This window comes from Lentibacillus populi, assembly GCA_014642895.1.
Classification (GTDB): domain Bacteria; phylum Bacillota; class Bacilli; order Bacillales; family Amphibacillaceae; genus Lentibacillus_C; species Lentibacillus_C populi.
Window position 1 is genome coordinate 90,407 of record BMJD01000008.1, and the last position, 24,569, is coordinate 114,975.

Annotated in this window: 27 protein-coding genes and 2 pseudogenes; 10 read left to right on the plus strand and 19 right to left on the minus strand. The window is 39.2% G+C overall.

Going from position 1 to position 24,569, the window contains the following annotated elements; all coding sequences use genetic code 11:
• Positions 1 to 159: 159 nt before the first annotated feature.
• Positions 160 to 1,167 (plus strand): LLM class flavin-dependent oxidoreductase, encoded by a 1,008-nt coding sequence (locus IEX12_RS07570; protein WP_155554810.1) that lies wholly within the window; start codon positions 160 to 162, stop codon positions 1,165 to 1,167.
• Between the two features lie 85 nt (positions 1,168 to 1,252).
• Here IEX12_RS07570 and IEX12_RS07575 read toward each other — a convergent pair whose 3' ends face one another.
• Genes IEX12_RS07575 through IEX12_RS07585 form a run of 3 tightly spaced genes read right to left on the minus strand, consistent with a single transcriptional unit; the run spans position 1,253 to position 2,540 of the window.
• Positions 1,253 to 1,567, minus strand: coding sequence for a DMT family transporter (locus IEX12_RS07575; RefSeq protein ID WP_088051521.1), 315 nt, complete (start codon positions 1,565 to 1,567; stop codon positions 1,253 to 1,255).
• Between the two features lie 2 nt (positions 1,568 to 1,569).
• Positions 1,570 to 1,908, minus strand: coding sequence for a DMT family transporter (locus IEX12_RS07580; RefSeq protein WP_188724876.1), 339 nt, complete (start codon positions 1,906 to 1,908; stop codon positions 1,570 to 1,572).
• Positions 1,909 to 1,961: 53 nt separating this feature from the next.
• Positions 1,962 to 2,540 (minus strand): TetR/AcrR family transcriptional regulator, encoded by a 579-nt coding sequence (locus IEX12_RS07585; RefSeq protein WP_155554809.1) that lies wholly within the window; start codon positions 2,538 to 2,540, stop codon positions 1,962 to 1,964.
• 166 nt (positions 2,541 to 2,706) lie between these two features.
• Here IEX12_RS07585 and IEX12_RS07590 point away from each other — a divergent pair, with 166 nt between their 5' ends.
• A complete protein-coding gene (locus IEX12_RS07590; RefSeq protein ID WP_155554808.1) occupies positions 2,707 to 3,162 on the plus strand; it encodes a YndM family protein in 456 nt (151 codons plus the stop codon).
• 101 nt (positions 3,163 to 3,263) lie between these two features.
• Here IEX12_RS07590 and wrbA read toward each other — a convergent pair whose 3' ends face one another.
• The 4 genes from wrbA to desA all read right to left on the minus strand — a co-directional run bounded on the left by wrbA (position 3,264) and on the right by desA (position 7,062).
• Complete coding sequence (wrbA, locus tag IEX12_RS07595) at positions 3,264 to 3,872, minus strand: NAD(P)H:quinone oxidoreductase (protein ID WP_286170995.1); 609 nt, start codon at positions 3,870 to 3,872, stop codon at positions 3,264 to 3,266.
• A 307-nt stretch (positions 3,873 to 4,179) separates the two neighbouring features.
• A complete protein-coding gene (locus IEX12_RS07600; protein ID WP_088051526.1) occupies positions 4,180 to 4,779 on the minus strand; it encodes a response regulator transcription factor in 600 nt (199 codons plus the stop codon).
• Positions 4,780 to 4,793: 14 nt separating this feature from the next.
• On the minus strand, positions 4,794 to 5,933 hold the full coding sequence (locus IEX12_RS07605; protein WP_088051527.1) for a sensor histidine kinase: 1,140 nt from the start codon (positions 5,931 to 5,933) through the stop codon (positions 4,794 to 4,796).
• A gap of 73 nt (positions 5,934 to 6,006) precedes the next feature.
• Positions 6,007 to 7,062, minus strand: a complete 1,056-nt coding sequence (desA, locus tag IEX12_RS07610) for a Delta(5) desaturase DesA (protein WP_188724869.1) — start codon at positions 7,060 to 7,062, stop codon at positions 6,007 to 6,009.
• Between the two features lie 192 nt (positions 7,063 to 7,254).
• On the opposite strand from desA, the gene IEX12_RS07615 reads away from it, so the two are divergent.
• The 4 genes from IEX12_RS07615 to IEX12_RS07630 all read left to right on the plus strand — a co-directional run bounded on the left by IEX12_RS07615 (position 7,255) and on the right by IEX12_RS07630 (position 10,213).
• Positions 7,255 to 7,872, plus strand: coding sequence for an NUDIX hydrolase (locus tag IEX12_RS07615; protein ID WP_235000425.1), 618 nt, complete (start codon positions 7,255 to 7,257; stop codon positions 7,870 to 7,872).
• Positions 7,873 to 8,193: 321 nt separating this feature from the next.
• Positions 8,194 to 8,991 (plus strand): N-acetylmuramoyl-L-alanine amidase, encoded by a 798-nt coding sequence (locus IEX12_RS07620; protein ID WP_188724870.1) that lies wholly within the window; start codon positions 8,194 to 8,196, stop codon positions 8,989 to 8,991.
• Between the two features lie 107 nt (positions 8,992 to 9,098).
• On the plus strand, positions 9,099 to 9,512 hold the full coding sequence (locus IEX12_RS07625; protein WP_155554801.1) for an Rrf2 family transcriptional regulator: 414 nt from the start codon (positions 9,099 to 9,101) through the stop codon (positions 9,510 to 9,512).
• A gap of 62 nt (positions 9,513 to 9,574) precedes the next feature.
• Positions 9,575 to 10,213, plus strand: a complete 639-nt coding sequence (locus tag IEX12_RS07630) for an NAD(P)-dependent oxidoreductase (protein WP_102416166.1) — start codon at positions 9,575 to 9,577, stop codon at positions 10,211 to 10,213.
• Between the two features lie 57 nt (positions 10,214 to 10,270).
• On the opposite strand, the gene IEX12_RS07635 is transcribed toward IEX12_RS07630, so the two are convergent.
• The 8 genes from IEX12_RS07635 to IEX12_RS07670 form a co-directional block, all read right to left on the minus strand.
• Positions 10,271 to 10,456: a hypothetical protein gene (locus IEX12_RS07635; RefSeq protein ID WP_155554800.1), complete on the minus strand. Its 186-nt coding sequence runs from the start codon at positions 10,454 to 10,456 to the stop codon at positions 10,271 to 10,273.
• Positions 10,457 to 10,554: 98 nt separating this feature from the next.
• Positions 10,555 to 11,817, minus strand: coding sequence for a CYP152 family fatty-acid peroxygenase CypC (gene cypC / locus IEX12_RS07640; RefSeq protein WP_155554799.1), 1,263 nt, complete (start codon positions 11,815 to 11,817; stop codon positions 10,555 to 10,557).
• A gap of 166 nt (positions 11,818 to 11,983) precedes the next feature.
• Positions 11,984 to 12,778 (minus strand): hypothetical protein, encoded by a 795-nt coding sequence (locus tag IEX12_RS07645; RefSeq protein ID WP_155554798.1) that lies wholly within the window; start codon positions 12,776 to 12,778, stop codon positions 11,984 to 11,986.
• Between the two features lie 149 nt (positions 12,779 to 12,927).
• A complete protein-coding gene (locus tag IEX12_RS07650; protein ID WP_155554797.1) occupies positions 12,928 to 13,569 on the minus strand; it encodes a hypothetical protein in 642 nt (213 codons plus the stop codon).
• 289 nt (positions 13,570 to 13,858) lie between these two features.
• Positions 13,859 to 14,506, minus strand: coding sequence for a hypothetical protein (locus IEX12_RS07655; protein ID WP_088051538.1), 648 nt, complete (start codon positions 14,504 to 14,506; stop codon positions 13,859 to 13,861).
• A 27-nt stretch (positions 14,507 to 14,533) separates the two neighbouring features.
• Positions 14,534 to 16,129, minus strand: coding sequence for an LXG domain-containing protein (locus tag IEX12_RS07660; RefSeq protein WP_188724871.1), 1,596 nt, complete (start codon positions 16,127 to 16,129; stop codon positions 14,534 to 14,536).
• 43 nt (positions 16,130 to 16,172) lie between these two features.
• Positions 16,173 to 16,457 (minus strand): YwqI/YxiC family protein, encoded by a 285-nt coding sequence (locus tag IEX12_RS07665; RefSeq protein ID WP_088051540.1) that lies wholly within the window; start codon positions 16,455 to 16,457, stop codon positions 16,173 to 16,175.
• Between the two features lie 2 nt (positions 16,458 to 16,459).
• Positions 16,460 to 16,852 (minus strand): YwqH-like family protein, encoded by a 393-nt coding sequence (locus IEX12_RS07670; RefSeq protein ID WP_188724872.1) that lies wholly within the window; start codon positions 16,850 to 16,852, stop codon positions 16,460 to 16,462.
• Between the two features lie 268 nt (positions 16,853 to 17,120).
• Here IEX12_RS07670 and IEX12_RS23345 point away from each other — a divergent pair.
• From IEX12_RS23345 to IEX12_RS07685, 3 genes and pseudogenes are all read left to right on the plus strand, one after another.
• Positions 17,121 to 17,243: pseudogene (locus IEX12_RS23345) on the plus strand (PTS lactose/cellobiose transporter subunit IIA); the annotation flags it as partial.
• A gap of 271 nt (positions 17,244 to 17,514) precedes the next feature.
• The gene (locus IEX12_RS07680; protein ID WP_088051543.1) at positions 17,515 to 18,576 is read left to right on the plus strand and encodes an NAD(P)/FAD-dependent oxidoreductase; all 1,062 of its coding nucleotides are present in this window, start codon (positions 17,515 to 17,517) and stop codon (positions 18,574 to 18,576) included.
• 197 nt (positions 18,577 to 18,773) lie between these two features.
• A complete protein-coding gene (locus IEX12_RS07685) occupies positions 18,774 to 19,211 on the plus strand; it encodes an Hsp20/alpha crystallin family protein (RefSeq protein WP_088051544.1) in 438 nt (145 codons plus the stop codon).
• A gap of 152 nt (positions 19,212 to 19,363) precedes the next feature.
• Here the strand turns inward: IEX12_RS07685 and IEX12_RS07690 are convergent, their stop codons facing one another.
• From IEX12_RS07690 to metA, 3 genes are all read right to left on the minus strand, one after another.
• Entirely contained in the window at positions 19,364 to 20,116 is a 753-nt protein-coding gene (locus IEX12_RS07690; RefSeq protein WP_188724873.1) for a hypothetical protein, read from the minus strand.
• A 458-nt stretch (positions 20,117 to 20,574) separates the two neighbouring features.
• Complete coding sequence (locus IEX12_RS07695; RefSeq protein WP_188724874.1) at positions 20,575 to 20,721, minus strand: hypothetical protein; 147 nt, start codon at positions 20,719 to 20,721, stop codon at positions 20,575 to 20,577.
• Between the two features lie 102 nt (positions 20,722 to 20,823).
• Positions 20,824 to 21,732: a homoserine O-acetyltransferase MetA gene (gene metA / locus IEX12_RS07700; protein ID WP_102416169.1), complete on the minus strand. Its 909-nt coding sequence runs from the start codon at positions 21,730 to 21,732 to the stop codon at positions 20,824 to 20,826.
• 233 nt (positions 21,733 to 21,965) lie between these two features.
• On the opposite strand from metA, the gene IEX12_RS07705 reads away from it, so the two are divergent.
• Positions 21,966 to 23,450, plus strand: coding sequence for a potassium/proton antiporter (locus IEX12_RS07705; RefSeq protein ID WP_102416170.1), 1,485 nt, complete (start codon positions 21,966 to 21,968; stop codon positions 23,448 to 23,450).
• A 209-nt stretch (positions 23,451 to 23,659) separates the two neighbouring features.
• Here the strand turns inward: IEX12_RS07705 and IEX12_RS07710 are convergent.
• Positions 23,660 to 24,291, minus strand: a pseudogene (locus IEX12_RS07710) (SDR family oxidoreductase).
• Positions 24,292 to 24,569 lie beyond the last annotated feature (278 nt).

Below are 24,569 nucleotides of genomic sequence, written 5' to 3' on the forward strand. Positions count from 1 at the left end.
AGCATTCCTTTACTATACTACTGAAAATATGTGAATGTAGCAACCTAATTCGCTCATCCCTCTCGTCTGTGAGGCATATTACCACAAGCAATATAGTAGACCCCACCAATTAAAAGTCGTATCATTTCTTACTAAGCAATATACAAGGAGGGAGTAAATTTGTCGACAACAATAAAAAAATTTCATGATATCCCCTTATCGGTTTTGGATTTATCACCAGTTAACGAGGGGAGTAATCCAGGGCAATCGTTAAAAAATAGTACTGATTTGGCACAGCATGTAGAGAAATGGGGATTTAACCGCTATTGGTTAGCAGAGCATCATAACATGCCCGGTATTGCCAGTTCCGCTACCTCGCTATTAATCGGACATATTGCAGGTTCAACAAACCATATGCGTGTTGGATCTGGCGGGATAATGCTGCCCAACCATGCAACACTGGTGATTGCAGAACAATTCGGTACACTTGAAACACTTTATCCAGGTCGAATTGATTTAGGACTCGGCCGTGCACCTGGTAGTGATCAGGCAACAGCTTATGCCTTACGCCGTACATTAAATATGGGGCCTGAGGATTTTCCATTACAATTGGAAGAACTCCAAGGGTATTTTGCAGGTACGGAGCGCGTACATGCTGTTCCAGGTGAAGGACTTACGATTCCGATTTGGCTGCTCGGCTCCAGTGACTTTAGCGCACAGCTATCTGCCCAAAAAGGGTTGCCATTTTCCTTTGCAAGCCATTTTTCACCTGATTACACCATTCCAGCTTTACATCTTTACCGCAGCAGGTTTCAACCTTCAGATATGCTGAAAAAACCATATGCCATGCTTGGAGTCAATGTAATCGCAGCAGATACCGATGAAGATGCACATTATTTGGCTACATCACAGCAACAGCAAACCTTAAACATACGTAGCGGCCGTCCGGCAAAATTACAGCCACCAATCAAAAATATTGATGAAGCGTGGTCGGAAATGGAACGTGCTGTAGTCGAAAAATCATTAGAAACACCCGCGACTATAGTCGGTAGCCCGGAAACCGTTAAACAAGGTCTTGAGCGCTTTTTAGCAGAAACAGAGGCAGACGAGTTCATTATTAACTCACAAATTTTTGATCATAAAGCCAGATTGCGTTCATACGAAATTGTTGGCGCATTGATGGAATAATCCAACGGGAATATCGTTGACAGACGAAGACTCCGTGAAACAAGTAAATAGAGCCAGAATTTGCAGAATCCTGGCTCTGTTTATATTAAGATAATGCCTTCAGTCCAACCACACCGATGATAATAGCAACTAAACTTAAGATCCGGAATATATTTCTGGATTCCCCGAAAAAAATCATGTTTAAAAGCACCGCACCCGCTGTACCGATACCAATGAAAACGGCATAGGCTACACTAACCTGCAATCTTAAAAACGAGGCATAAAGAAACGCAAACGATCCACCTAAACCGCCCAAATAAATGACGCCATGTTTCATTGTCCTTTCCTGACTGAATAACTTTAGGCCCAACACACCAATTACTTCAAAAACCGCTGCTAAGAAAATATAGAACCAGCCCATTACTATACCGCTCCTTCCGTCTGTTTATCATCCGAAAGTTTTAATCCAATAACACCAGCGACTAAAATAATCATAAACAAAATTTTTCCCGTATTTAAGTGTCCATCAAATAGAAATACATCCATTAATGCCGTTCCAACTGTACCGGCTGCAGCAAAAATTGCATAAACCGTACCAGTCGGCAGATTTTCACATGCTTTCGCAAGGAAATGTAAATCTAGCGGAATAACAGCAATAATCAATAGCCAATGCCACCATTCTGATGCTGTATTAAATCCAAACACCCATAATAATTCAAACAGGCTGGTTAACATGACATAGATCCATGATTTATTCATAATATAATAATACCTCCCATGACTGACATTCAGTCATTTTATAGTACGAAGAAGCACTAGTCCTCTAACCCTAGCGCAAACCCGGCAAACTTTAATACTTCCTGCTTTTTCGTATCAACCTTTTTGAGATCAACCTCGGAATACAAATAAGATTGCTCGGCAACGGATTCAATCAAACCTATCAATAACTCCGCCGTTCGCTCTGGATGCAGTGTTTCCCGAATTGTTCCCGCTTTTTTCGCATTATCCAGAAATTCACTCATCCAAGCATAATACGGCTCATAGATTGTCTCCCATTCCTTTAAGTAATCAGTTGCTGCAAGGCCTGAATAAATGAGGGCAAAAACTTCCCGGTACTCACTCGTCAAATCGAATACAACGTCAATCACCTTTTCTAGCTGATCCGAAAAGGAAAACTCCCCGCTCATCTTTTCCTTAATCCGGTCAAGCGTTTTTTCGACCATCACCTCAGCTATTGAAGGCATTACTGCAAACTTGGAAGAAAAATATAAATAAAATGTCCCTTGAGCAATTCCGGCTCCTTTGACAATATCCGATACTTTTGCTTTTTCGATGCCCTTTTCCCGGAAAACATCAATGGCCGATTGAATAATGAGTTCTTTTTTATTATCCATAAAAACCTCCATTATCATGTAGTGACTGATCGTCATTCATTATACCTTTTTTTCTCGTTCAGATCAAATAAAGGGTTTATACCGGTAACTTAAGTGTGTTTTCATATTTTACGTCATCTTGTCAAATACTAAACAAAATGATGCAAGAGAGGGTGTGTTCAGATTTATGGAACATGTAAAGGAATTAGGGATTAAATTTTTAGCTATAGCCGTTTCTATATATGCGATATTCGGCATTTTTTCAAATGCCAATTGGGTTAATTTATTGTGGATCAGTTTACTTGTTACAGGAATTTCTTATCTGGCAGGTGATATGGTAATACTGCCTAAGTTTGGGAACATTACCGCTACAATCGCTGATTTTGGTCTAGCTTTTCTTTCACTCCTTATCCTGGGAGGTCTATTTCTCGGTGCCGAGGTCCCGATTATCACTACTTCTTTACTGACTGCTTTCTTTATTACGTGCTGCGAGCCGTTCATTCACGGCTATATTGTCAATCATTTTTCACCGGATTCATACGAACGGAAAGACTTACGGACCCAAAATCAGTTACAAACTGAATTTGCAGAAGAGACGAATGAACATACGATTACTAAAAACAAGCACCACAACGATGAGTGATTATTAACCTTATAATGCAAAAACGCTTGGATACTTGTGTCCAAGCGTTTGTTCTTAAATGACCAACCGGAACGCATTCCGAACAGATCTTTAAATTCTAATTAGTTACCTGCAATAATACGTCCAGCAATATCAATTGTGCGTTTTGCCTGATGCTTTACTGCTTCTTCAACATCTTCCACCATTTTTCCGTCTTGGCCTTGTGTTACACTAGTTCCGTATGGGTTACCGCCAGCGCCGAATAGAACTTGGTTAGTGTAACCTGGCGCTGCAATGATTGCACCCCAATGCATCATGGAAGTATATAGTGCTAATAATGTAGCCTCTTGACCACCGTGCGGATTTTGCGCAGATGTCATTCCGCTAACTACTTTGTTTACTGTCTTACCAGCTCCCCATAGTCCACCCTGCACGTCAAGAAATTGTTTCATTTGTGAAGGTAAATTACCAAACCGAGTAGGTGCACTAAAGATAATCGCATCTGCCCATTCAATGTCGTCTGATGTTGCTTCTGGTACATCTTTTGTAGCCTCAAAATGAGCCTTCCATGCCGGGTTGGATTCGATTGCAGCTGCTGGTGCAAGTTCAGGAACCTTTAATACCTTTACTTCAGCACCTGCCTCCTTGCCTGATTCCTCAGCCCATTTAGCCATTTGGTAGTTCGTTCCTGTTGAACTGTAATAGATTACTGCCAATTTAACATTTGCCATGTGATTTGTCTCCTTCTTTGGTGAATTTTTTCTAAAGAATTTATTTAAAAATTCCATTGTATCACCTGCTTATATTATCCAAACCTAATATAAAGTCCACTGAAAAACTCTTTTGCTTTGCTTATTCTTTGCCAGAACCTCCTTCTTTATTATTTATTTTTTAAAGGTAATCATTGCTATTGTTTAGCAAGTTTATTACTTTATGTAAGTATAATAGATGAATTAGCAACTTATGTCAAGTCATTAACTTATTATTAATAACTACATTATCAAAACAAGACCGCCATTATTTTTTTAAAAAGTAAAATCACTTAAACCAGCCCTTTTCCTTAAATCGGGATATAGCTTCAATCCGGTTACTCACCTCTAACTTATCTAAAATTACAGAAACATAATTGCGCACTGTGCCATTCGTAAGATACAGCTGCTTGGCAATTTCTTTTGTTGTTTTCCCCTCAGCAATCAATTTTAACACCTGCTCTTCCCGTTCCGTCAGCGGATTCTCATTTTCATATGCCATATCAACCAATTCGGGAGCATATACCCTTCTGCCGTCCATAATAATGCGGATAGAGTTTGCCAATTCTTCACTAGGGCTATCCTTTAAAAGATAGCCACTGACCTCCGCTTTTCGTGCACGTTCAAAATATCCTGACCGGGCAAATGTAGTTAAAATGATCACTTTACAAGGGTGACCTTTTAATTCCTCCGCTGCTTCCAGCCCGCTTTTCAACGGCATTTCAATGTCCATGATACAAATATCAGGATTTTGTTGCTTCACTAACGCTAACGCCTCTTCCCCGTTCCTTGCTTTGCCAACAACCTCCATATCTTCCTCCAAATCAAGCAAAGACCCCAGTGCTCCCAGCAGCATACGCTGGTCTTCAGCAATTATAATTCGTATCACGCTACCCACCCTTTTTACGTTTGTTGAATAACCGTTGGTACCCGAATAGTCAGCATCGTTCCATTCGAAGTCTTAATGTCAAGGTATCCATTGACGAAGTCTAAGCGCTCTTTCATCCCTAGAAGCCCATTTTCATGGAAGGAATTTGTTTTATCAGGTATTCCAACCCCATCATCCTGTACGATCATAACTAATTCTTTTGGTGTATTGTTTATGATGACACTACAGGAAGAGGCATGGCTATGTTTGACAACATTTGTAACAGCTTCTTTCAAACACATGCTCAGGACATTTTCGATTAGTGGCGGAATATTTTTAAGCACCGGATTACCTTCCATATGGAAATCGATTTGCGCCGCTTGTAAAATCTCCTGAACCCGGATTATTTCATCCGCCAGTTTTGCCCCCTTCATATTCGAAACCATATCACGCACTTCTTTTAGTGCCGTTCTTGCAGTTTGATGAATATCATTTATTTCATTCTTTGCCGATTCCGGACTTTTATATAGTAATCTGCTGGCCAAATCACTTTTTAACCCGATAAGGGAAAGCTTTTGCCCCAATGTATCATGCAGATCACGCGCAATCCGCTGACGTTCCTCCAAAACCACCAATTGGGAAAGCTTTTTATTCGCGTCCTTTAACTGACTTTCCAGCCTTTCCCGCTTGTTCCGATTATAAATAGTAAGCGGCAATAAAATAACACCAATGAGACTAATCACAATGAACGGGAGCTGCATAAAAAATATTTCATTTTGTGTAAAAAAGCCAACACTAACTGCTGCAATTGTGGTAACAAGATGAACAATGTATAATGTCAAAAATCTGACCTTATGCTGAATATTCCCAATGTAAAAGGCCAGGAACAGTGAAAAATAAACATACCCTAAAACAAAAGTCATTACCATGCTTATTACCATTTCAATGCTGACGGATAAATCAGCTGTCCAACCCTCTGATAAAAATGATAACCGGTATGCCGTAAAAAATAATAGTATCATCGAAATACCAAAAATAATTCCCCATGTTGATGACGATTTAAAGATAAAATAGAAAGGCAGAATACAAAATATAATCCATGCATAGATGCTGAGACCCGTGTTTTTCGGGATAATATGATACCATTTATGCTTGACCGTTCCTCTATGTTCCATTAGTTCTCCGCCCCTCTAACCATCAGTATAACAAAAAAGATAACCTTCCAATAGATAATGGAAGGTTTTGTATTTATTTCTCTTGAAGGCTTGTACGCCTAGTATTGATTTTGTGTATAGCGGGATTGTCTTTACTTAGCAAGTCTTTAATCTCTCTAAAGCTGACGAACCTCCTATTTGCCTCATCATAAAGACGAAAGCGAATCGATTTTAAACTGGAAGCAAGGGTAATGGTTGTTGCTTTTTGTAATGGCGGTGTAGATGCATGCGCCTTCTGTAAGTTGTAATTCGGTACCCTTGGGCTTAAATGATGTACATGATGGAATCCAATACTCCCGGTAATCCATTGCATGATTTTTGGAAGCTTGTAATAGGAACTCCCATCTACAGCTGCTTTTACATAATCCCATTCGTCTTCATTTTCAAAATAGGAATCCTCAAATTGATGCTGGACATAAAACAGCCAAATACCAAGCGAACCCGAGATAAACAAAATCGGCAGCTGGATAATCAGAAACGCCTGCCAGCCAATCGCCCATATTAATAGTCCGTAAATGACAGCTATTGATGCATTGATCAAATACGTGTTCAGACGTTCCTTCCGTCTCGCTCCTTTACGATTAAAGCGGTTAGATAGTAAGAAGAGGTAGAGCGGTCCCAATCCGAACATGATAAAAGGATTGCGATATAACCGATATGCCAATCTGCCCCAAACTGAAGCTGCAACATACTCATCCACTGTCATCACCCAAACATCTCCAGTTCCCCGTTTATCCAGGTTGCTGCTTGTTGCGTGATGAATAGCGTGACTCCGTTTCCATTTTTCAAAGGCAAATAACGTAATGATTCCCGTGATCGTACCAAGAATCCGGTTCGCCTTTTTATTTTTAAAAAAAGATTGATGTGCACAGTCATGGAAGATAATAAAGATTCGAATGACAAACCCCGATGCGATGACAGAAAATAGAAGCGTCAGCCAAACAGATACAGACAAACTTTGGTATGCTAGAAACCAAAGCAGGAAAAAGGGCAGAATAGTGTTGATTATCTGCATCATGCTCGATTTTGTATTAGACTTTTCATATGGTGCAACATTTTTTCGTAATTGTATTTGTTTTTGCCTGCTCATCATATTTTCCCCCTAGACGCGAATAGTTCTTAATTCTAGTTTAGGAAATTATTTTGAACGTTAATAGTCATAAACGTCAGTAATCAGTATGACAAATGTCATATAATAATTCGACTATCAAAGGAGGAACATTATTTTGTCAAAAAGATAGATTTTAATATGATAGAATTAAATGATCATGGAGGTAGCAAATTGAACCCAGCAGACATCATCTCAAAATTAACCGATCGCCAGCCGTCTATTCTTGGATATGAGCAATTTCGCAAACATGCTGTACTATTGCCACTCATTGAAAAGAATAACGAAACCCATATCTTGTTTGAAGTCAGATCAATGAAGTTACGGAGCCAGCCAGGGGACATCTGCTTTCCAGGTGGCAAAATAGATAAAGCGGATTCAACCCCCAGACAATGCGCGATACGTGAAACAACAGAAGAATTGGGAATAACGGAAACCAATATAAAGGATGTATCCCCACTCGATTATATCGTCTCTGATTTTGGCAGAATCATTTTTCCGTTTGCAGGGAGAATTACGAACCCCGAACTAATAAAGCCGAATATATCCGAAGTAGGAGAAGTTTTTACAGTACCACTTCCCTATTTTCTTAGCACTAAACCCGATAGATACAATGTTCAAGTTAAAGTTGTCCCCGAAGCAGATTTCCCCTTCGATTTAATTGTTGGCGGGAAAAATTACAACTGGCGGCACTATCAAGTAGACGAACTTTTTTACCAGTATAACGGGAAAGTAATTTGGGGACTAACCGCTAAAATACTAAATCACTTTATAAGCCTGTTAAATGAATAAGTGATTTTAGGAGAAGGCAGCTAATATGACGGTAGCTGCCTTTTTTGTCGTCGGAAATTATAAAATTTATACGCTGTGCGCTAGTCATGATGAGCGATGCCAGCCCATCGCCTCCGCTTTTTTTGCTGTTTATCTCCCCATTATGCCACCAAAAACTTTCGCTAGACGATAGTACTACTTGGAAGGATCCTATCTAAAGCAAATGAAAAAGGACGGTGACAAGGATGGAATTTTGCAAGTAAAAAGACGTTTGTCCAACTGCTTTTTATGATTTGCCATACGCTATTAATGAAAATACTTTAACAGAATGGGGGAATTCCTATGAAGCTTTATTTGGATCCTGGTCACGGCGGTAGCGATCCTGGTGCACACGGGAATGGAATGAATGAAAAGGATATTACACTGGATATTGCCCTTAACATACGAACCATTTTAACAAACTATGAAAATGTCCAGGTGAAAATGAGCCGAACTACCGATCAAACAGTAAGTCTTACAGAACGGACAAATCAAGCCAACTCCTGGGGAGCCGATTATTTTTTATCCATTCACTGTAACTCCTTTAATGGTTCTGCACAAGGGTATGAGGACTATATTCACAGCAGTCTTTCTGATTCTTCCCAGACAGCGAAATATCAGGATACCTTGCACAAAGCGATTGTTGACTTGAACCAGCTAAATGACCGCGGTCAGAAGAAAGCTAATTTTCATGTGCTGCGTGAGTCGTCCATGCCCGCACTTTTAACGGAAAATGGGTTTATTGATAACGAACATGATGGGGCTTTATTAAAAAAACCAGCATGGCGAAAGCAGGTTGCACAAGGACATGTAAATGGATTAGTAAAGGCATTTAATTTAAAGCGCAAACAAGAGGGAGCTACCATCATTTACAGGATAATTGCAGGTTCGTTTAAATCAAAAGAAAATGCCAACGATCGAGCTGATTTTTTGCAAACAAACGGGATAGAATCCTTTGTTGGCGCCATTACGATTTCCGGCGAGCAATGGTACCGGGTTCAAGCAGGTGCATTTTCCGATCAAGAGAATGCGGAAAAACGGTTGAATGAAGTGATCAAAGCAGGGGTAAAGGATGCTTTTATTGTAAAAGAAAAACGATAAGAAACCTTTAAGGCGCCATGATCATACGAAGGCAATGTTTTCTCGTAAACCAGATTATTGACAAACACCTCGATTGTAACTATTATAGTTACAGTGGTGGTGATGTAATGAAAAATAATCGTTTTGCTGTTGCCATTCATATTCTTGCGCTAGCATCCAATCAGCCACGGGAATACCTGACTTCTGAATTTATTGCCAACAGCGTTAATACAAATCCGGTAGTTATACGCCGAATTAACAGTATGCTTAAAAAAGCTGGACTTTTAACATCACATCCAGGTATCCCCGGATTAAGTATAACAAAGGATCCTTCCGACATTTCATTGTTAGCAATTTATAAAGCAGTTCAACATACAAATGAACTTGGTTTTGCTGTACATGAAGACCCGAACCCAAACTGTGCTGTTGGCATTAACATTCAATCCGCACTTGAGAAGAAATTCAAACGGGCACAGCAGGCAATGGAAGAAGAATTGGCAAGGCAAACATTAGACGATGTATTACAAGATCTCTTTGATTAAAGAGATTTTTTCACCGCTAACATGTAACTATAATTGTTACAACAAAACAGGAGGATGGTTAGATGAAAATTGCAATCATTGGAGCAAGCGGTAAGGCAGGCCGTCTTATTTTGGAGGAAGCTGTAAGGCGGGGACATGATGTAACAGCGATCATAAGGGATAGGGCAAAATTAGCTGATAAAGATGTCCCGGTTGTAGAAAAAAGCATACTGGATCTAACATCAGATGATATCAAGCCATATGATGTTGTTGTAAATGCCTTTGGTGCTCCTCTTGGTGAAGAGCAGCCACATGTTGATGCTGGACATGCTTTAATCGAAGCACTTAAGGGGACAACTGCAAAGGCAATTATTGTTGGTGGTGCCGGAAGCCTTTATGCGGATGAAGACAAAACAGTCCGCGTAAGTGACACACCAGACTTCCCTGATGCATTTAAACCAACAGCAACCGGGCAGGCACGCAATCTGCAGGAACTACAAAAAACGACTGGTATTTTCTGGACATTCATCAGCCCCTCTGCAGTATTTGACCCGGATGGAAAAAGAACTGGATCGTATCAATCAGGGAAAGATACATTGCTAGTGAATGCAAAAGGGGACAGCTACATCAGCTATGCAGATTATGCCATAGCTGTCGTTGATGAAATCGAGAACCCGAAGCATGTAAATGAACGGTTTACAGTTGTAGGCGAAAAAGAATAATCATGTAAAGGCAGTCGGGCAGGTAATTTCATCCGGGAATGAAATTGCCTGCCCGTGTTAACTGCTGGTGCTGTATGGTTCGATCAGCGACTTTTCCCTTTCGATCGGCGGATTCACGCTTTCGATCAGCGGCTTTCCGCTTTCGATCGGCGGATTCACGTCTTCGATCAGCGGCTTTCCGCTTTCGATCGGCGGATTCACGCTTTCGATCAGCGACTTTTCGCTTTCGATCAGCCGCTCCAACGGTTCATCGGCGTCTTCTACTCCATAAAGAAAATAAAAACGGTAACGACTATAAAGATCCCCCCATGTCCATTGTAAGGTGCCGCTTCCATTGAAATTTAATCTAGCCTTGCATGAACATTCTTTAACACAAATCCGCTCTCCGGAAGCGGCGGCATCCTCACGGTTCCAATGTGTAAATCCTGTGCTGGTACTTGATAATCAAGCTTTTGCGTTAAAAATTCTAAGCTTGTCTTCATCACCTCTATGGTGACCCATTCGCCCGCGCACCGATGTCCTTTATGATAATCTCCACCACCTTGTGGGATAAAGTCAAATGGGCTGCCTTCCCAATCTTTAAACCGCTCTGGTTGGAATTCATTCGGTTTTTTCCAAAGCTTCGGATCGTGATTTGTTCCATATATATCAAGTAAAACAAGCGTCCCTTTCTTAAATCGGCAATCTTGCCAAATGAAATCTCTTTTTACCCGTGCACCTAAAAATGGGCCAAACGGATAAAAACGGCGAACTTCCTGGACAAACCATTGACTATAGTTGCCATCATCTGCTTGTAATTTTTCCCGGGTCTCAGGATAGTCATGCAACGCTATTGCCCCAAAAGTAACATACCTGGCAATGGCCACGATTGGTCTAATAATGTTTATAAGCTCAACCGCAGCTATTTGTGAAACTAACAGTTTGCCATCCAAATCACGGTGCCATGCCATTGCATACAATGCCGAGTCCGGAGACGCATCCAGTTCTTCCGCACGGACTTTTTCAATAATGCTGCGAATCCATCTCTCTGATCGATTACGCGCCTGCCGTCCAGCCCAGTGCCTTGGCCCGACAGCACCGAAGGCATCAATCATATCTCCCAAATCATTTGCCCGCTCGCTTACCTTCTCTTCTTGAAGAGGCACACCTGCCCATTCACATGCAGTCCGAACCATGATTTCTCGTGCTTCGTCAAAAAGTGTAATCTTTTTCCGCTTGTGCCACTTTTTTGTCGCCTGCTGCCACTGTTTTTCGGTAATCTTGGTAAGCCATTGCAGCCGCTCTTTCGTCATAAGGGACATAAATAGCTGTTTCCGATGCTGATGCTCCACCCCATCCAGGGCTTGGACAGCTTTTTTTCCAAACAAGGATTCCTGTATCCGATTCGGTACTGCTCCCTTTCGCTGGAATTTCTCTGTATCATAAAATAGTTGTGCAGCTTCCTTACCACCTATACAAATTACCTTCTGACCTAGTAAACGGGTTATAAAGATATTTGACCGTAGCCGCGCGCGCCTGTTTGGTATGTACATATACCCTTCAGTCAAGACTTTAAAAGTATCATCAATCGTTTTCTCACGTGGTACTCGTTCTGTACGTGGCATTCTGTTCAGCTCCCTTGGGTTTAAACATATAATTATAATTAAGTTTCCCCAAAAGGCGCTTAACAAACAAACAATTTTTTAAATTAGCTCGTACTACTTAAACAAAAAGTAAACCATGCTTCCCAAGTAATTACCAATATCTACTACTTTAAAAACACCAATCAAGTTACTCGAAAAAGAATTCCTTTAAAACACTCTCAATTTGTTTAAAATACGTTTTTACCGGGATCGGCTCAAGGATTACTTCATGATTCTTGTCAACGTTCTCGTAATTCATATGCCAGACAAAATTATTGCCCGGGAGCAAAAATTGGATTTCAGCAAACTCCGACTGATCCTTTACATAGTCAGACTCCAACAATGAAATATTATTAAATTCCTGCCCGTTCTTTAAAAAATCATCAGCGAAGTCACGCAATGGCTGTGCAAGATTTTCATCCTGTTTCATTGCAAGCAGCACTTCAGGCTCCGAGGTATGAAGTTCATCAACCAGATCATCCGTCATCCGAATAGGCTGCCAACCATCTACATTAATTTCTGTATCCTCCATTCCAAAGTGCTCCCGGATAACATCATAAAAACCTTGATTATTCTGGTGGAATGCAAATGCATGCTCTCTACCACGCACCTCCTGGACAAGTGAATGCTTTTTGTTGAGTGAATGGATAAGCAATGCATTTCGCTTTCTCATATTAATACAACGAATCTTTTTCTTGGAATGAACAAGTAAATACAGCAAATCCTCAAGACCCTTGGCAATGCCAGTATCCCTGTTATCGTCCCAATACCCTTTTTTTCTAAGCTCCGTTTCCGTTTCTTCTACAAACCGGGTAAATTCCGATTCATCTTTAATCAGTTCCTGTTCATTTAAAATCTGACTTGCCATTTTATCGTATCCGCAAAGGGCAAGCGTTGCTATTAGTTCATTGATGGTTAGATTGATTTGTTCTGTTTTTGGCATGAAAAGCCTCCTTTGAAGGCATGATTGTGAACCCAATCGTTGATCCATTTTACAGTGCTATAATTTCATCCTATGTCTACGTATTGAATATCAGCTCAAGTTTTCGTCTTGATTAGATGCCCGAATTCAGGTATTCATAACCTTTTAGATTATTTATCAAAAATGGCAATTACCCCAAACCCTTGCCATAATAAAAATAAGACAAAGACAACGGCAATAAGTTTATTTATCAACAGTGGAAGCTTTAACAATGTCCTCTGCATATAATAGTTTATCCCTGATAAAAATATTGCTATATATTTAAAAATGTAATCCAGCATAGTTGTTTTTTCCTGGAAAACGTTCGCTTTATATATCCCTAAAGCAACCGGATGAAAAACAACGGAATACAAAGACACCATAAAATTGGTCATTAATGTTAAAAATATCAATGTGCTTGGGTATGGAATATTTGCGCCCAAAAATATAAGTGAAAACAAAGATAAGGAGACAAACGCAATTAAAGCCCCAATCCACTCCTTTGATTGTTCTCGTTCATTACCCTTTCCTTCATTATTTACGTTTGGTTTAATAAATACTAAGGCAGATAGCAAGATGATAAAAAGTTCGGCAAATGTCACAAACATTATAACTGAAGTTCCACCATCATATTGCCACTCCGCTTTGTTAACCAAAAATGTAAAAATCAACATAATCAGTAAAATATTAGCTTTTAGGGAGAACATAAAACCAGTTTTAAGGGAGAAATTCCCATTTAATCTATTCTGTTTTTTATTGGATTGATTATTCATATCATGATTCCTCGGTCTAAAGTAATTGAAAATTCATTAAATAAAGTCACTTGTATCAACTTTTCGCTCGGTTAAAAATTCCCAAAAAAACTTCCAATGCAGGTGATTAAACCATCAACTTTATCACCTACCCAGCCCTGCTCTTTAGCAAACCGGGATTCAACAATTCTTACTCTCACTCCAATTAGACCAACTATAACTGTCATTTGACTTCGATTTATCTTCCATCTATGATCAACCCAAATCTTATAATGACTAGTAGCTTTAAAATTTAAATCTTATTATTAAACTAATACGTAAAAACAGTGCCTGTCAAAATGAGCTGCATAGCCAATATAATCACAAAAACAATAGCAATAGGTTTATTGAAAATAAGCGGAAGTTTTTGTAAAGTTATTTGAACATAATAATTTAAACCCGAAAATAATATTGCTATATATTTGAATGTATAATCTGCAACACTATCTTTTTCTTTAAATACGTTTAATTCATATAGCGCGATGGCCACTTTATGAAAAACAATCGAATAGACAGCTACAAGGAAATTAATTGATAATATCACAAAGTTAACAGTGCTTGGAAATGGAATACCCGCAGGCAGCATAAATAGAGATAATAATGAAGTTGATATAATCGCGATAGCCATACCAATCCATTCATTTTTGGACTTTTTTTCATATACTCTATGTTTCATAATATTCTTCTCAGGTTTTAAACAGGCAAATACGGAAAGTAAAATAAAAAGACATTCAAACAAGAAAATAAATTCAGTTACCTTATCTCCTCCATCTGACCTCCATTCAGGTCTATTTATGGTAAACAATGTGATCATAACTGCCAGCATAATGTTAGTCTTTAAAAAAAACCATAAACCATTTTTTATAGAAAAAAATTTTTGATTACTCTCGACATTTTTGTTTACCTGACTCTTTTCCATTAATTATTTCCTCATTTCTGATTATACTTAATTAAACAAGCCTGATACAAAGTCACTTGCATCGGATACGATACTGTCTATTCCATCGCTGATTTTCTCCTTGGTATTCTCCATAAACTTTCCAACATCCTCTACCCTGTCTTCAACCCATCGGCCAGCACTTTCTCCCCAATCTTTCACAGTATCTTCTGCAAACCAGGATCCCACAATACCAACACCTGCTCCAATTGCACCACCTATTACAGTGCCAACTCCAGGACAAATCATTGTGCCAATTCCTGCACCAACTGTTGTAACACCGGCAACACCAGCATCAAGACCAACTCCGCCTAAAAACCTTCCACTTTTTTCGGCAAAAGATTTATGTTTATTCTCATCACTATAAAACTCACCTGAATTGGTAGCAAAAGAAAATGCCATCCCAACATACGGAATTTTTTTAGCAAACTTAACTAGACCTTCCGTACTGCTGAACTGTCTCACTGTACTTTTTACATCCACCTTCATTTTATAATTTTTCAATTCGGTTTTATCAAATACAAGAACACTAGAGTAGCTATTTGCTATTTTTCCAAGGCTGATTTTATTTGTTTTTCCCTTTAGTCCAATTATTTCCCTAAGAACGCCGCTAGGGGCCCGTCCCGATTTTGCAATATACCGCTCTAGAGAATTGGCTGAATTTTTATCCCCATTTTGCAATATCTTATAAATAGTGCCTGCCAATTTTGAATCATATTTACCATTCGAACCTTTTATCCATTCGTCTGAAGCTTTTACAATAAAGTTTCCATCGCCGTCCTTCACCATTTTAAGCATGCCGCTATTTAAAATTTTATACGCAAGTGCACCTTTAGCAACATTGTAAGCACCGTTTAATTTCCCTAATCTGGAAAGCCAATCTGCAACTTCCCCCTGCACAGTCGAATCCCCTTGGTCAACAGACAATTTCATCGCATTATCGATCATGCCCTCAATGACATCCGATTCCATATAGTAATTTTCCACTTCCTCAATTTGAGATGCTGTTAGAAAGACACCATTTTTCGTCCAGCCCTGAATCTTCGTGACAAATTGGGCAATTTGATTGGCCGAATCAGCTGAATTTTCCAGTTTGGAAGTACCGTCTTCATCAAGCTCGGTACATTTAGTGAGCGTTTCTTGAATCGTGGACCGTGCACCTGACATATGAAAGTCAAAGTCTATTGTTTTAACTGAATCATGAGGAACCAGGTCACTAACCTCATTATAATGGCTATTAATATCGTCAACAATTTCATGTGTTAAGTTATCAAGTTTATTTAATCCCTCCTTCACATCATTTTCAATAAATTCTTCGCGTACGAGACCATTATTATTCTCAAATGACTCAACTAAACCTTTTATTTCCTTTAAGACATTAATATATTCCTCCAAAAACAAGTTAAATAGAATGACAGCTGGGAAATGAAGTGTCATAAAATGTTCTCTGATTGCATCCCCTCCCTTACCTTCCAGAGCGTCATCAAGATCAATCAATTTATTCATCTCATCACGAAGGGTTAAAATTTGCTCTTTTTCTTTCTCTTTCTTCCTGACGATTTCCTCTATTCCATTCACAACTTCAGACACCTTGATTACCTTCATCATTTTAACTCCTTAATTCCATACTTAACAGCTAAAGTACAGGCTATTTAACGGGCTGCGGTCCCGTTTGATTGGCAATATTTTCATCCGTATCCACATACGCCTGAACGGCTTCGTCCACATTCTTTTCCACTTTGATTAACGCAGCCTTATAATCATTTAGCGCCTGGTAATATTTTTCTTCGATGTTCTTCATTTTTTCAAGGAAGTCTAACACAGATGTTGGAAAATCGGGGTTTGGATTTGTTGTTTCCAGTTCCTCTGTATTTGCTTTCAAACTGGTTAAAACAGGCTTTACTTTTTCTGGCTGAACATTAATTTCCGGCATAATTAATCATCCTCCATTTCTCTTAATTGCCTAATACGGTAGCGATTTGTTTCAATCGAACTGGAAAGATCCAAGTTAGCTTTCTTTAACCGTTCGATTGCATTAGCAATATTATCAAGAAGGATCCCGACTTGGGTGTTCATCATATTGTTATATTCCTGTTTAATATTTTCCCGCTTATCTAAAAAGTCGTTCGTATGCTTACCCTGCCATGTTTCACTTGAAAGATCCGGCTGATTAACGGCACCTTTTTGCATACTAAGCTCATCCTGATCAGCAATGATTTTGATTTTGGAATCCTCCAGCCTCCCAATTTTCTCATTATTATCTTTTATCACACCATTAAAGGTCGAAATTTCACTCGTCAATTGGCTTATTTGATAAGAATTATCCATTCTATAATCCCTCATTTTATGATTATAAAGTCCCGCGATCAAAAAACCTCAATATTATGTATTAGTATATATGAATAGGAAGAAATAATAAATTGAATTGTGAAAATTTAATTCCCTTATCCCTATTATATACCAATAAATGTATTTAAACCGAGTCTATTTATTTCTTTCTTTCTTTCTAATTTATCACGCATTAACCAACTTAAAATCCGGGCACAAATATCAAACCGAGCTGATTCAAAGTCAGAACTAAACTACCCCGAGCTTTTTTATGATCCATGCACAAGATCATGTTATGACTGCGAAAGCTGAATTGCAATTAGTTAAACGAATGATTAAGCAATTAAAGATAACTGAACGATTAGAAAAGCGAATTGTTCTGGAAAAATAAAGTGAAACTCCATTAACTGAGGGTAAGTGCAGCTCGTTAACGCGTGATAAATCCTTTGAAAAAACTTAACGCTTCTTTGCAGCGTTAAGTTTTTCCGTTATTCTTATACATCATAAACAAATAGGGAAATGAGTAATGGTTTCATTCCTTGGTCGTATTTAGCGTATTAATCGCATTATGCACACAATCTCTAGTCTTTCCATGCTACTTTTGTTATCCTGTAGTGGGTAATAAAAATACGTATATTAATAGATAGAGATGGGGTTGTGTTATGAAAAGACTGGTCATATTAGGCGGCGGCTACGGAGGGGTTAAAATCGTCGCCGGGCTGCTGAATCACCATCTGTCTGAGGATGTTGAAATTACTGTTGTAGACAGAAATCCTTATCAATCACTGAAAACGGAATTTTATTCCATCGCGGCCGGAACATCTGCCGATAAAGATGTCCGTGTGAACTTTCCGGATGATGAACGTGTCCGCTATGAGTTTGGCGAGATCATTGAAATTGACACGGAAAATCAGGAAATCGTATTGAAAGGAAGAACAGAACACATTCCATACGATTACCTGGTCGTCGCACTCGGCTGTGAAGATAATTATCACGGTATTGAAGGGGCAGAGGAATATACCGAGAGTGTTCAGACATTCGCAAGAGCACGATATACTGGTGTAGCTGTCGGAAATTTGAAAGCGTACGGAAAGGTTGCTATTGTCGGTGCCGGATTGAGCGGCATTGAAGTAGCCGCCGAAATAAGAGAAAGCAGACCGGATTTAAACATTCGTCTTCTCGACCGGGGAGCTTCCGTATTGAAGGCGTTTAATTCGAAAATCCAGGAATATGTGGAGTCCTGGTTTTTTGAAAACAATGTGGAAGTGCTGCATCATGCCAACGTAGAATATGTGGAAAAAGACGGTGTATGCAATAATGGAGTATGTTTTGTAAACGATGTGACAATCTGGACTGCAGGTGTTCGTCCGCATTATCTAGCAAGAGGATTGCCATTTGCAAAAGATGAACAGGACAAAATTATCGTAAATGATTTTTTTCAAGTACCGGAGAATACCAATGTTTACGTAGTAGGAGATTGTGCATCTTCGGTTCATTCACCAAGTGGGCAGCTGGCGATGCAACAAGGAGAACAAATTGCCGATATTCTGCTTGCCGTATTACATGATAAAACACCAAAGAAACCGAAAGAAATCAAATTAAAAGGGACGCTCGGTTCACTTGGCAAGTCTGATGGATTTGGCAATATGTTTCAACAGCCGTTTACCGGGCTCGTACCGCGGATCGCAAAATCCGGTGTACTTTGGCTAAGTAAACGGCATTAAACTAGTGCGAGATCATTCCAGGATTTTTTCAAATAATATCTTAGTCAGACGGGTAGCCAGATTTATCCGGTACCCGTTCTTTCATTCTCTGCCTCGCGTCTTGTCTGGATATTTTTCTTTATTGAAATTACTGGTTTCGGTTATTCTTCATTATTTTGGGAAAAATAATCGTGATCAATCAAAAAGGAGGCAAAAATATGGCTCTTGTACCATATGATCCATTTAGACAACTTGCAAATATCAGAAAGGAGTTTGATCACTTCTTTTCCGATTTCCCTTCCACCTTTGGATCTGAATATAATTTAGGCAGTATTCGAGTGGATGTACATGAAACGGAGAATGAGGTAATTGCAACATGTGATATCCCTGGTTTGGAAAGCAAGGAAGATGTGGATATAGACATTGAACAAAATACATTGATATTAAGTGGATCCATCAGCAAGACAAATGAAATCAACGAGGAAAATATGCATCGAAAAGAGCGCTTTTCCGGTCGCTTCCATCGGCATATCTCATTGCCATCACCCGTATCACATGAAGGCGTAAAAGCTACGTATAAGAATGGCGTCCTTGAGGTAAAAATGCCAAAAAAAATGAAGGAAAACCGGAAGAAAATTGACGTCGAGTTTCATTGAGGTCTTGTACTTCCCGAAGTTTTCCGAATAATATGCAGGAGGCTGGGACATAACCCTATAAGAATGATAAACCACATGATTTCATGCGGTTTTATTTTCTCAATTTGTACTAAAATCAGTGAGAGTTTTCAACTTACGTCCCAGCCTCTTTTTTATTTTCCCATATGGTGAGGATCTTGGTGGAAGGAATTTTTCCTCCCTTCAAATGGAAACAAGTTAAGCTCCTTAGCTCTTACTGCATGTTTATTCATAATTTCGTCTAAAAGCTGTTCCGGATTTTTCCCGTTCGTATCGAGACCCAGCTTCTCGGCTGACCGCATAATCTTTTTATCCTGAATCTCCTTAGCAATGGTGTACTCATCTTTTCCCTTCATATCAACGCCTAATTTGTCCGCTTCTTTTTTCAAATAGTGTTTAAATATTTCCTGTTTAATTGATTCCATATCCTTGTCATCTGTCTTGATTCCAAGCTCTTCTGCCTTTTGCTTCAGCTTAGCCTCATAAACTTCTTTGGCAAGCGTTTCAGGGTCTTTTCCCTCTGTCTTGATTCCCAGCTTCTTTGCCATTTGTTTTACCTTTTCATGATGTACTTTGTCCGCAAGCTCGTCTATATCTTTTCCTTCTGTTTTAATTCCTAATTCTTTGGCAGCTCGCTTTATTTCTGCCTCATATACCTCTCGTGCCAATGTTTCCGTATCCTTGCCCTTTGTTTTAATTCCCAGTTCCTCTGCGCGCTTTTTAATCAATGCTTCACTGTTATGAAAGCCGTACCTGTTGGCACTCTGATCGGGTTCCAGATTCCTCGATTGATTGGCATCAATCGCTGCCACATCACCGGGGGATTGGATAAAAATACCGAAACCAAGCACCACGGCGAATACTATGAAAAGTCCTTTTTTCATCATGTTCATCTTCCTCCTGTTGTTGTATTTACTACGATCGCCATGAACACTCTTAGCTTTTCCAAATACGGAGAATAAATGAATGAAAAACATAGAACTTTATTTTTAAAAACATTCAAATTGAGACTTAGAAAAGCGCAAGCGCCCGTTTAGCAACGTACAAACTGGAGCACTCCGCAATGAGATAAAGGAAACACGGTGAGCTGGAAGCGAACCGATGCTGACTTATCGTAGTGAAGGAGTGTGAAGTTTGCTAGTTGCTGGGCGCTGGAGCTGGACATGGCCAACTCTGATGTAAGCAGAATAGAGCCTAAATTTTTATACTTTCTTTACCTATAAAATAAATATAGCCAAAAAATACCTTGTCTAATGAATATGTAGCAATTGTCCTCCTTTCATCCAATCTCCTAGTAATAAAACAAACGGTGTTAACCCTATGGCCACACCGTTTGTTATGCATATCAGTCTTCTTTCTTGCTAATATACTCGTTTAGTTCTTCTCCACCTTGGCTATTATGGTTTTTGAATTGACTCTTCCTGCCATTTCTATGCTCCCCGTTGTTACTGTTTTCTTTGAACATATTATTTTTTCTTTCTTTGTTAACCATGTTCATGCCCCCTTTCCAAAAGCAGAATCAGGTTAGTTTTTGAAATTGGGGATGCTTTATTCATGGACAACTTTACCCGAAAACACGTCTATCTTTTACAAGCTAATCCCATTGATACGGTGTCTGCTGATAAACATAATAATTAAGCCAATTTGAAAAAAGCAAATGCGTATGGGATCGCCATGTATTAAGTGGCTGTTCATCTGCATCATTGTCTGGAAAATAATTTTTCGGAATCTCCGTATCAAGCCCTTTACGAAGATCGCGTGTATATTCCTCAGCCAGTGTTGTTGCATCATACTCCAAATGACCGGTAATCATGATATGCTTGGCATCTTTAGACATAATAATAAACGCTTCAGCCTCCTCTGAGGACGAAAGCAGGATTAGTCGCGGATCCTGCTCAATCTCTTCCATTGGAACAGCTGTATATCTTGAGTGGGGGGCATTAAATTCATCCTCAAATCCGCGTACAAGCTCGATTGTTGGGTCGGTTATCCGATGTTTAAAAACACCAAATAATTTTTTCGGAAGTGCATACTTACCAATGCGATAATGATAATACAATGCCGCCTGCGCCCCCCAGCATATGTGTAAGCAAGAGGTCACATTGGTTTTCGACCATTCCATTATGTTCGTTAGCTCATTCCAATAGTTTACGTCTTCAAATTCCAGATGCTCAATGGGTGCTCCTGTAATAATCATTCCATCAAAACGGCGATTCTTGATATCTGCAAATGTCAGGTAAAATGTATCCAGATGTGATTTACTAACGTTCTTGGATTCATGTGTTGTCATTCTCAAAAAACTAATATTTACTTGTAATGGAGTATTCCCTAACAATCTTAACAGCTGTAACTCGGTGCGTTCTTTTTCAGGCATCAGATTTAAAATGATGATGTTAAGTGGACGAATGTCCTGGGTTCTGGCCCGATCCTCATCCATTACAAAGATCTTTTCCCCTTTTAGCGCCTCTCTAGCTGGCAATTCTTTCGGTATGTTAATTGGCAACCTGCACCACTCCCTTTAGTATCATTGAATAATTGTCTTCTATTATAGAGTTAGGGAAATATTATGGCAATTGGAACGGGTTATTTTTTTAACTTTTTATTTTAACGTTTGTATGTCCAGCTCTGATATGTCCCATATGCAAAAAATGCAAAGCACCTCAAGCTTTGTCATCCTTCAAAATTCCAGTTATAATTGTAGTTAAAGTTAAAATTTTTTCGGAGGTATCATAAAACTTGGACTTAAATGTAGAAACCCTTATCTTTTTATTCTCTGCTATGCTGATTGTCGGCGTTCTAGCTACCAAATTCTCTTCACGATTAGGACTACCCTCACTTGTTTTATTCTTAATTGTTGGGATGGCACTCAATCGATTTGTATTCTTTGAAAATGCGGAATTCGCACAGTTGATTGGGATCTTTGCCCTGATTATCATCTTATTTGACGGTGGAGCACACACAAAATGGGATCATGTTCGCCCCATCATTGGTGCTGCTGGCTCATTAGCAACTTTTGGTGTATTGATCACCACTTTAGTTACTGGTTTTGCAGCGATGTACATTCTTAACCTCTCTTTACTGGAAGGCTTACTATTTGGCGCAATTGTTGGATCAACGGATGCTGCTGCTGTTTTCTCCGTTTTAGGCAACAAAAATATCAAACGGAAGCTGAAGTCTACACTAGAAGCTGAATCTGGTTCCAATGACCCGATGGCAATCTTCCTTACTGTTGCATTTATTGAAATGATCCAAATTCCCGATAGCTCTATTTGGTCAGCTATTGCCAGCTTCTTTGTGCAAATGGCACTTGGATTGATTTTTGGATTAATCCTTGGAAAAATTATTGTTCTCATTATTAACCATATTAAACTCGAGGCTGCCGGTTTATATCCTGTTCTTGCAATGGGAATGGCAATTTTCACATATGTTATTACAGATCTGGCAGGTGGAAGCGGGTTACTTGCGGTGTATGTAATGGCGGTGTTTGTCGGTAACAGTGACCTCATGTACCGCTTCACCATTTCGCGGTTTAATGAAGGCTTTTCCTGGATGATGCAAATTGTTATGTTTATTTTGCTGGGACTACTTGTCTTTCCAAATCAATTGGTTACGATTACCTGGCAGGGGATTTTGTTATCCGTAATTTTGATGTTTATTGCCCGGCCAATCGCTGTTTTCCTCTGCATGATTTTCATGAAATACAGTGTAAAAGAAAAGCTGTTTATTTCCTGGTCGGGATTAAAAGGAGCAGTACCAATTGTCATGGCTACATACCCGATTGTTGCTGATGTGGAAAATGGTCAGTTGATATTTAATACTGTCTTTTTCGTTGTCTTGATCTCGGCGCTGGTTCAGGGCAGTACATTATCATGGCTCGCAACAAAACTAGGGCTGGCTGGTGAAAAGAATGATCATGAATCACCAAGCTTGGAATTAATTACCCTTGGAAATACGAAATCGGAAATTATGGAGGTAGCTATCACTGAACAGGCCGCATCGGTTAACACTTCCTTAACGGATCTTGAGCTTCCTAATGATACGTTAATTATCGGGATTGTCCGCGATAATAACCTGATAACACCAACAGGCAATTCTGTTATCGAAACCGGCGATACACTCTATGTACTCATCAACAAAAAAATCAGGGAAAAGGCAAAGGCAGCATTGTTAGGGAAAAAAGGAAAGAAGGAGAAGAAAGAGAAGAAGAACAGGAAGCAGTAGAAAAGAAGGATACAGAGTCATTCAACTCCGTATCCTTATTAAAATTCTAATTCTTCAAGTCAATTTTTATTGGCTCCATTTTTATCGGGTTGTTTAAGCTTAATGGAAGGTAATGAAAATCCGAAGAAAGGTTTAAACGAGGCCGAATCAAGCTGAATGGGAAACGGCAAGAGTATGTAAAAATTACCTTTGCCGTTTCCCTATCTGTCTTATAAATTTCTTAAAGCATCTTCAATAGAACGATCCCCTGAGGTAAGATCAAATGCCCGTTTATACGTATTCTCCTCACTTAATACTGCTATAACCGTACGAGCTACATCCTCACGGGGAATGGATCCCCTTGATAAATTTTCTGCTGCAGCAATTTTTCCTGTCCCAGACTCATTGAGAAGTCCTCCCGGTCGGACAATTGTATAGTTTAAACTGCTCGCTTCCAGTATTTTGTCTGCGTAGTGTTTGGCAACGTAGTAAGGTCTTATTTTTTCGTTCCAATTTTATTGAAGCGCACTTATCATAATAAAACGTTTAATGCCCTGTTTTTCGGCGGCTTCAACCGCTTTTGCAGCTCCATCCAGATCCACTAATAGTGTTTTATCTGCTCCGGTACTGCCGCCTGATCCAGCTGCAAAAATAACAGCATCACATTCTTTCATAACGACTGCAACTTCATGTACACTACCTTCCAGGTTCGCTACGACCGATCTACTCCGTTTTCCCTTAAAGCTTTTGCCTGTTCTTCCTTCCGTACCATTGCTTTTACCGAATACTCATCATTGTTGCTTAGCAGATTTACAAGATGATGTCCTATTTGACCATTTGCTCCAATTAAGCATATTCTCATCATGCATCTCTCATCGTCATTTAGTACTTTCATTATTTCAGATTAATCATCCTAATCAATGAAATGCATTCATACAAGGATTTATTCTATCTGTTCATTATTGATGCTTCTTAATATCCATTTAATGAGGAATAACAGTATCTCATGTTTACCCGATTATAATCTTGCAAATTATTTTATAATCTCGTCTTTGACAGTTTTTGAAGGGTAAAACCTCCCGAAACCTTGTTATTGAAAGGTTTTGGAAGGTTTTTTTTACTATCAAAAGTTGAGTACTA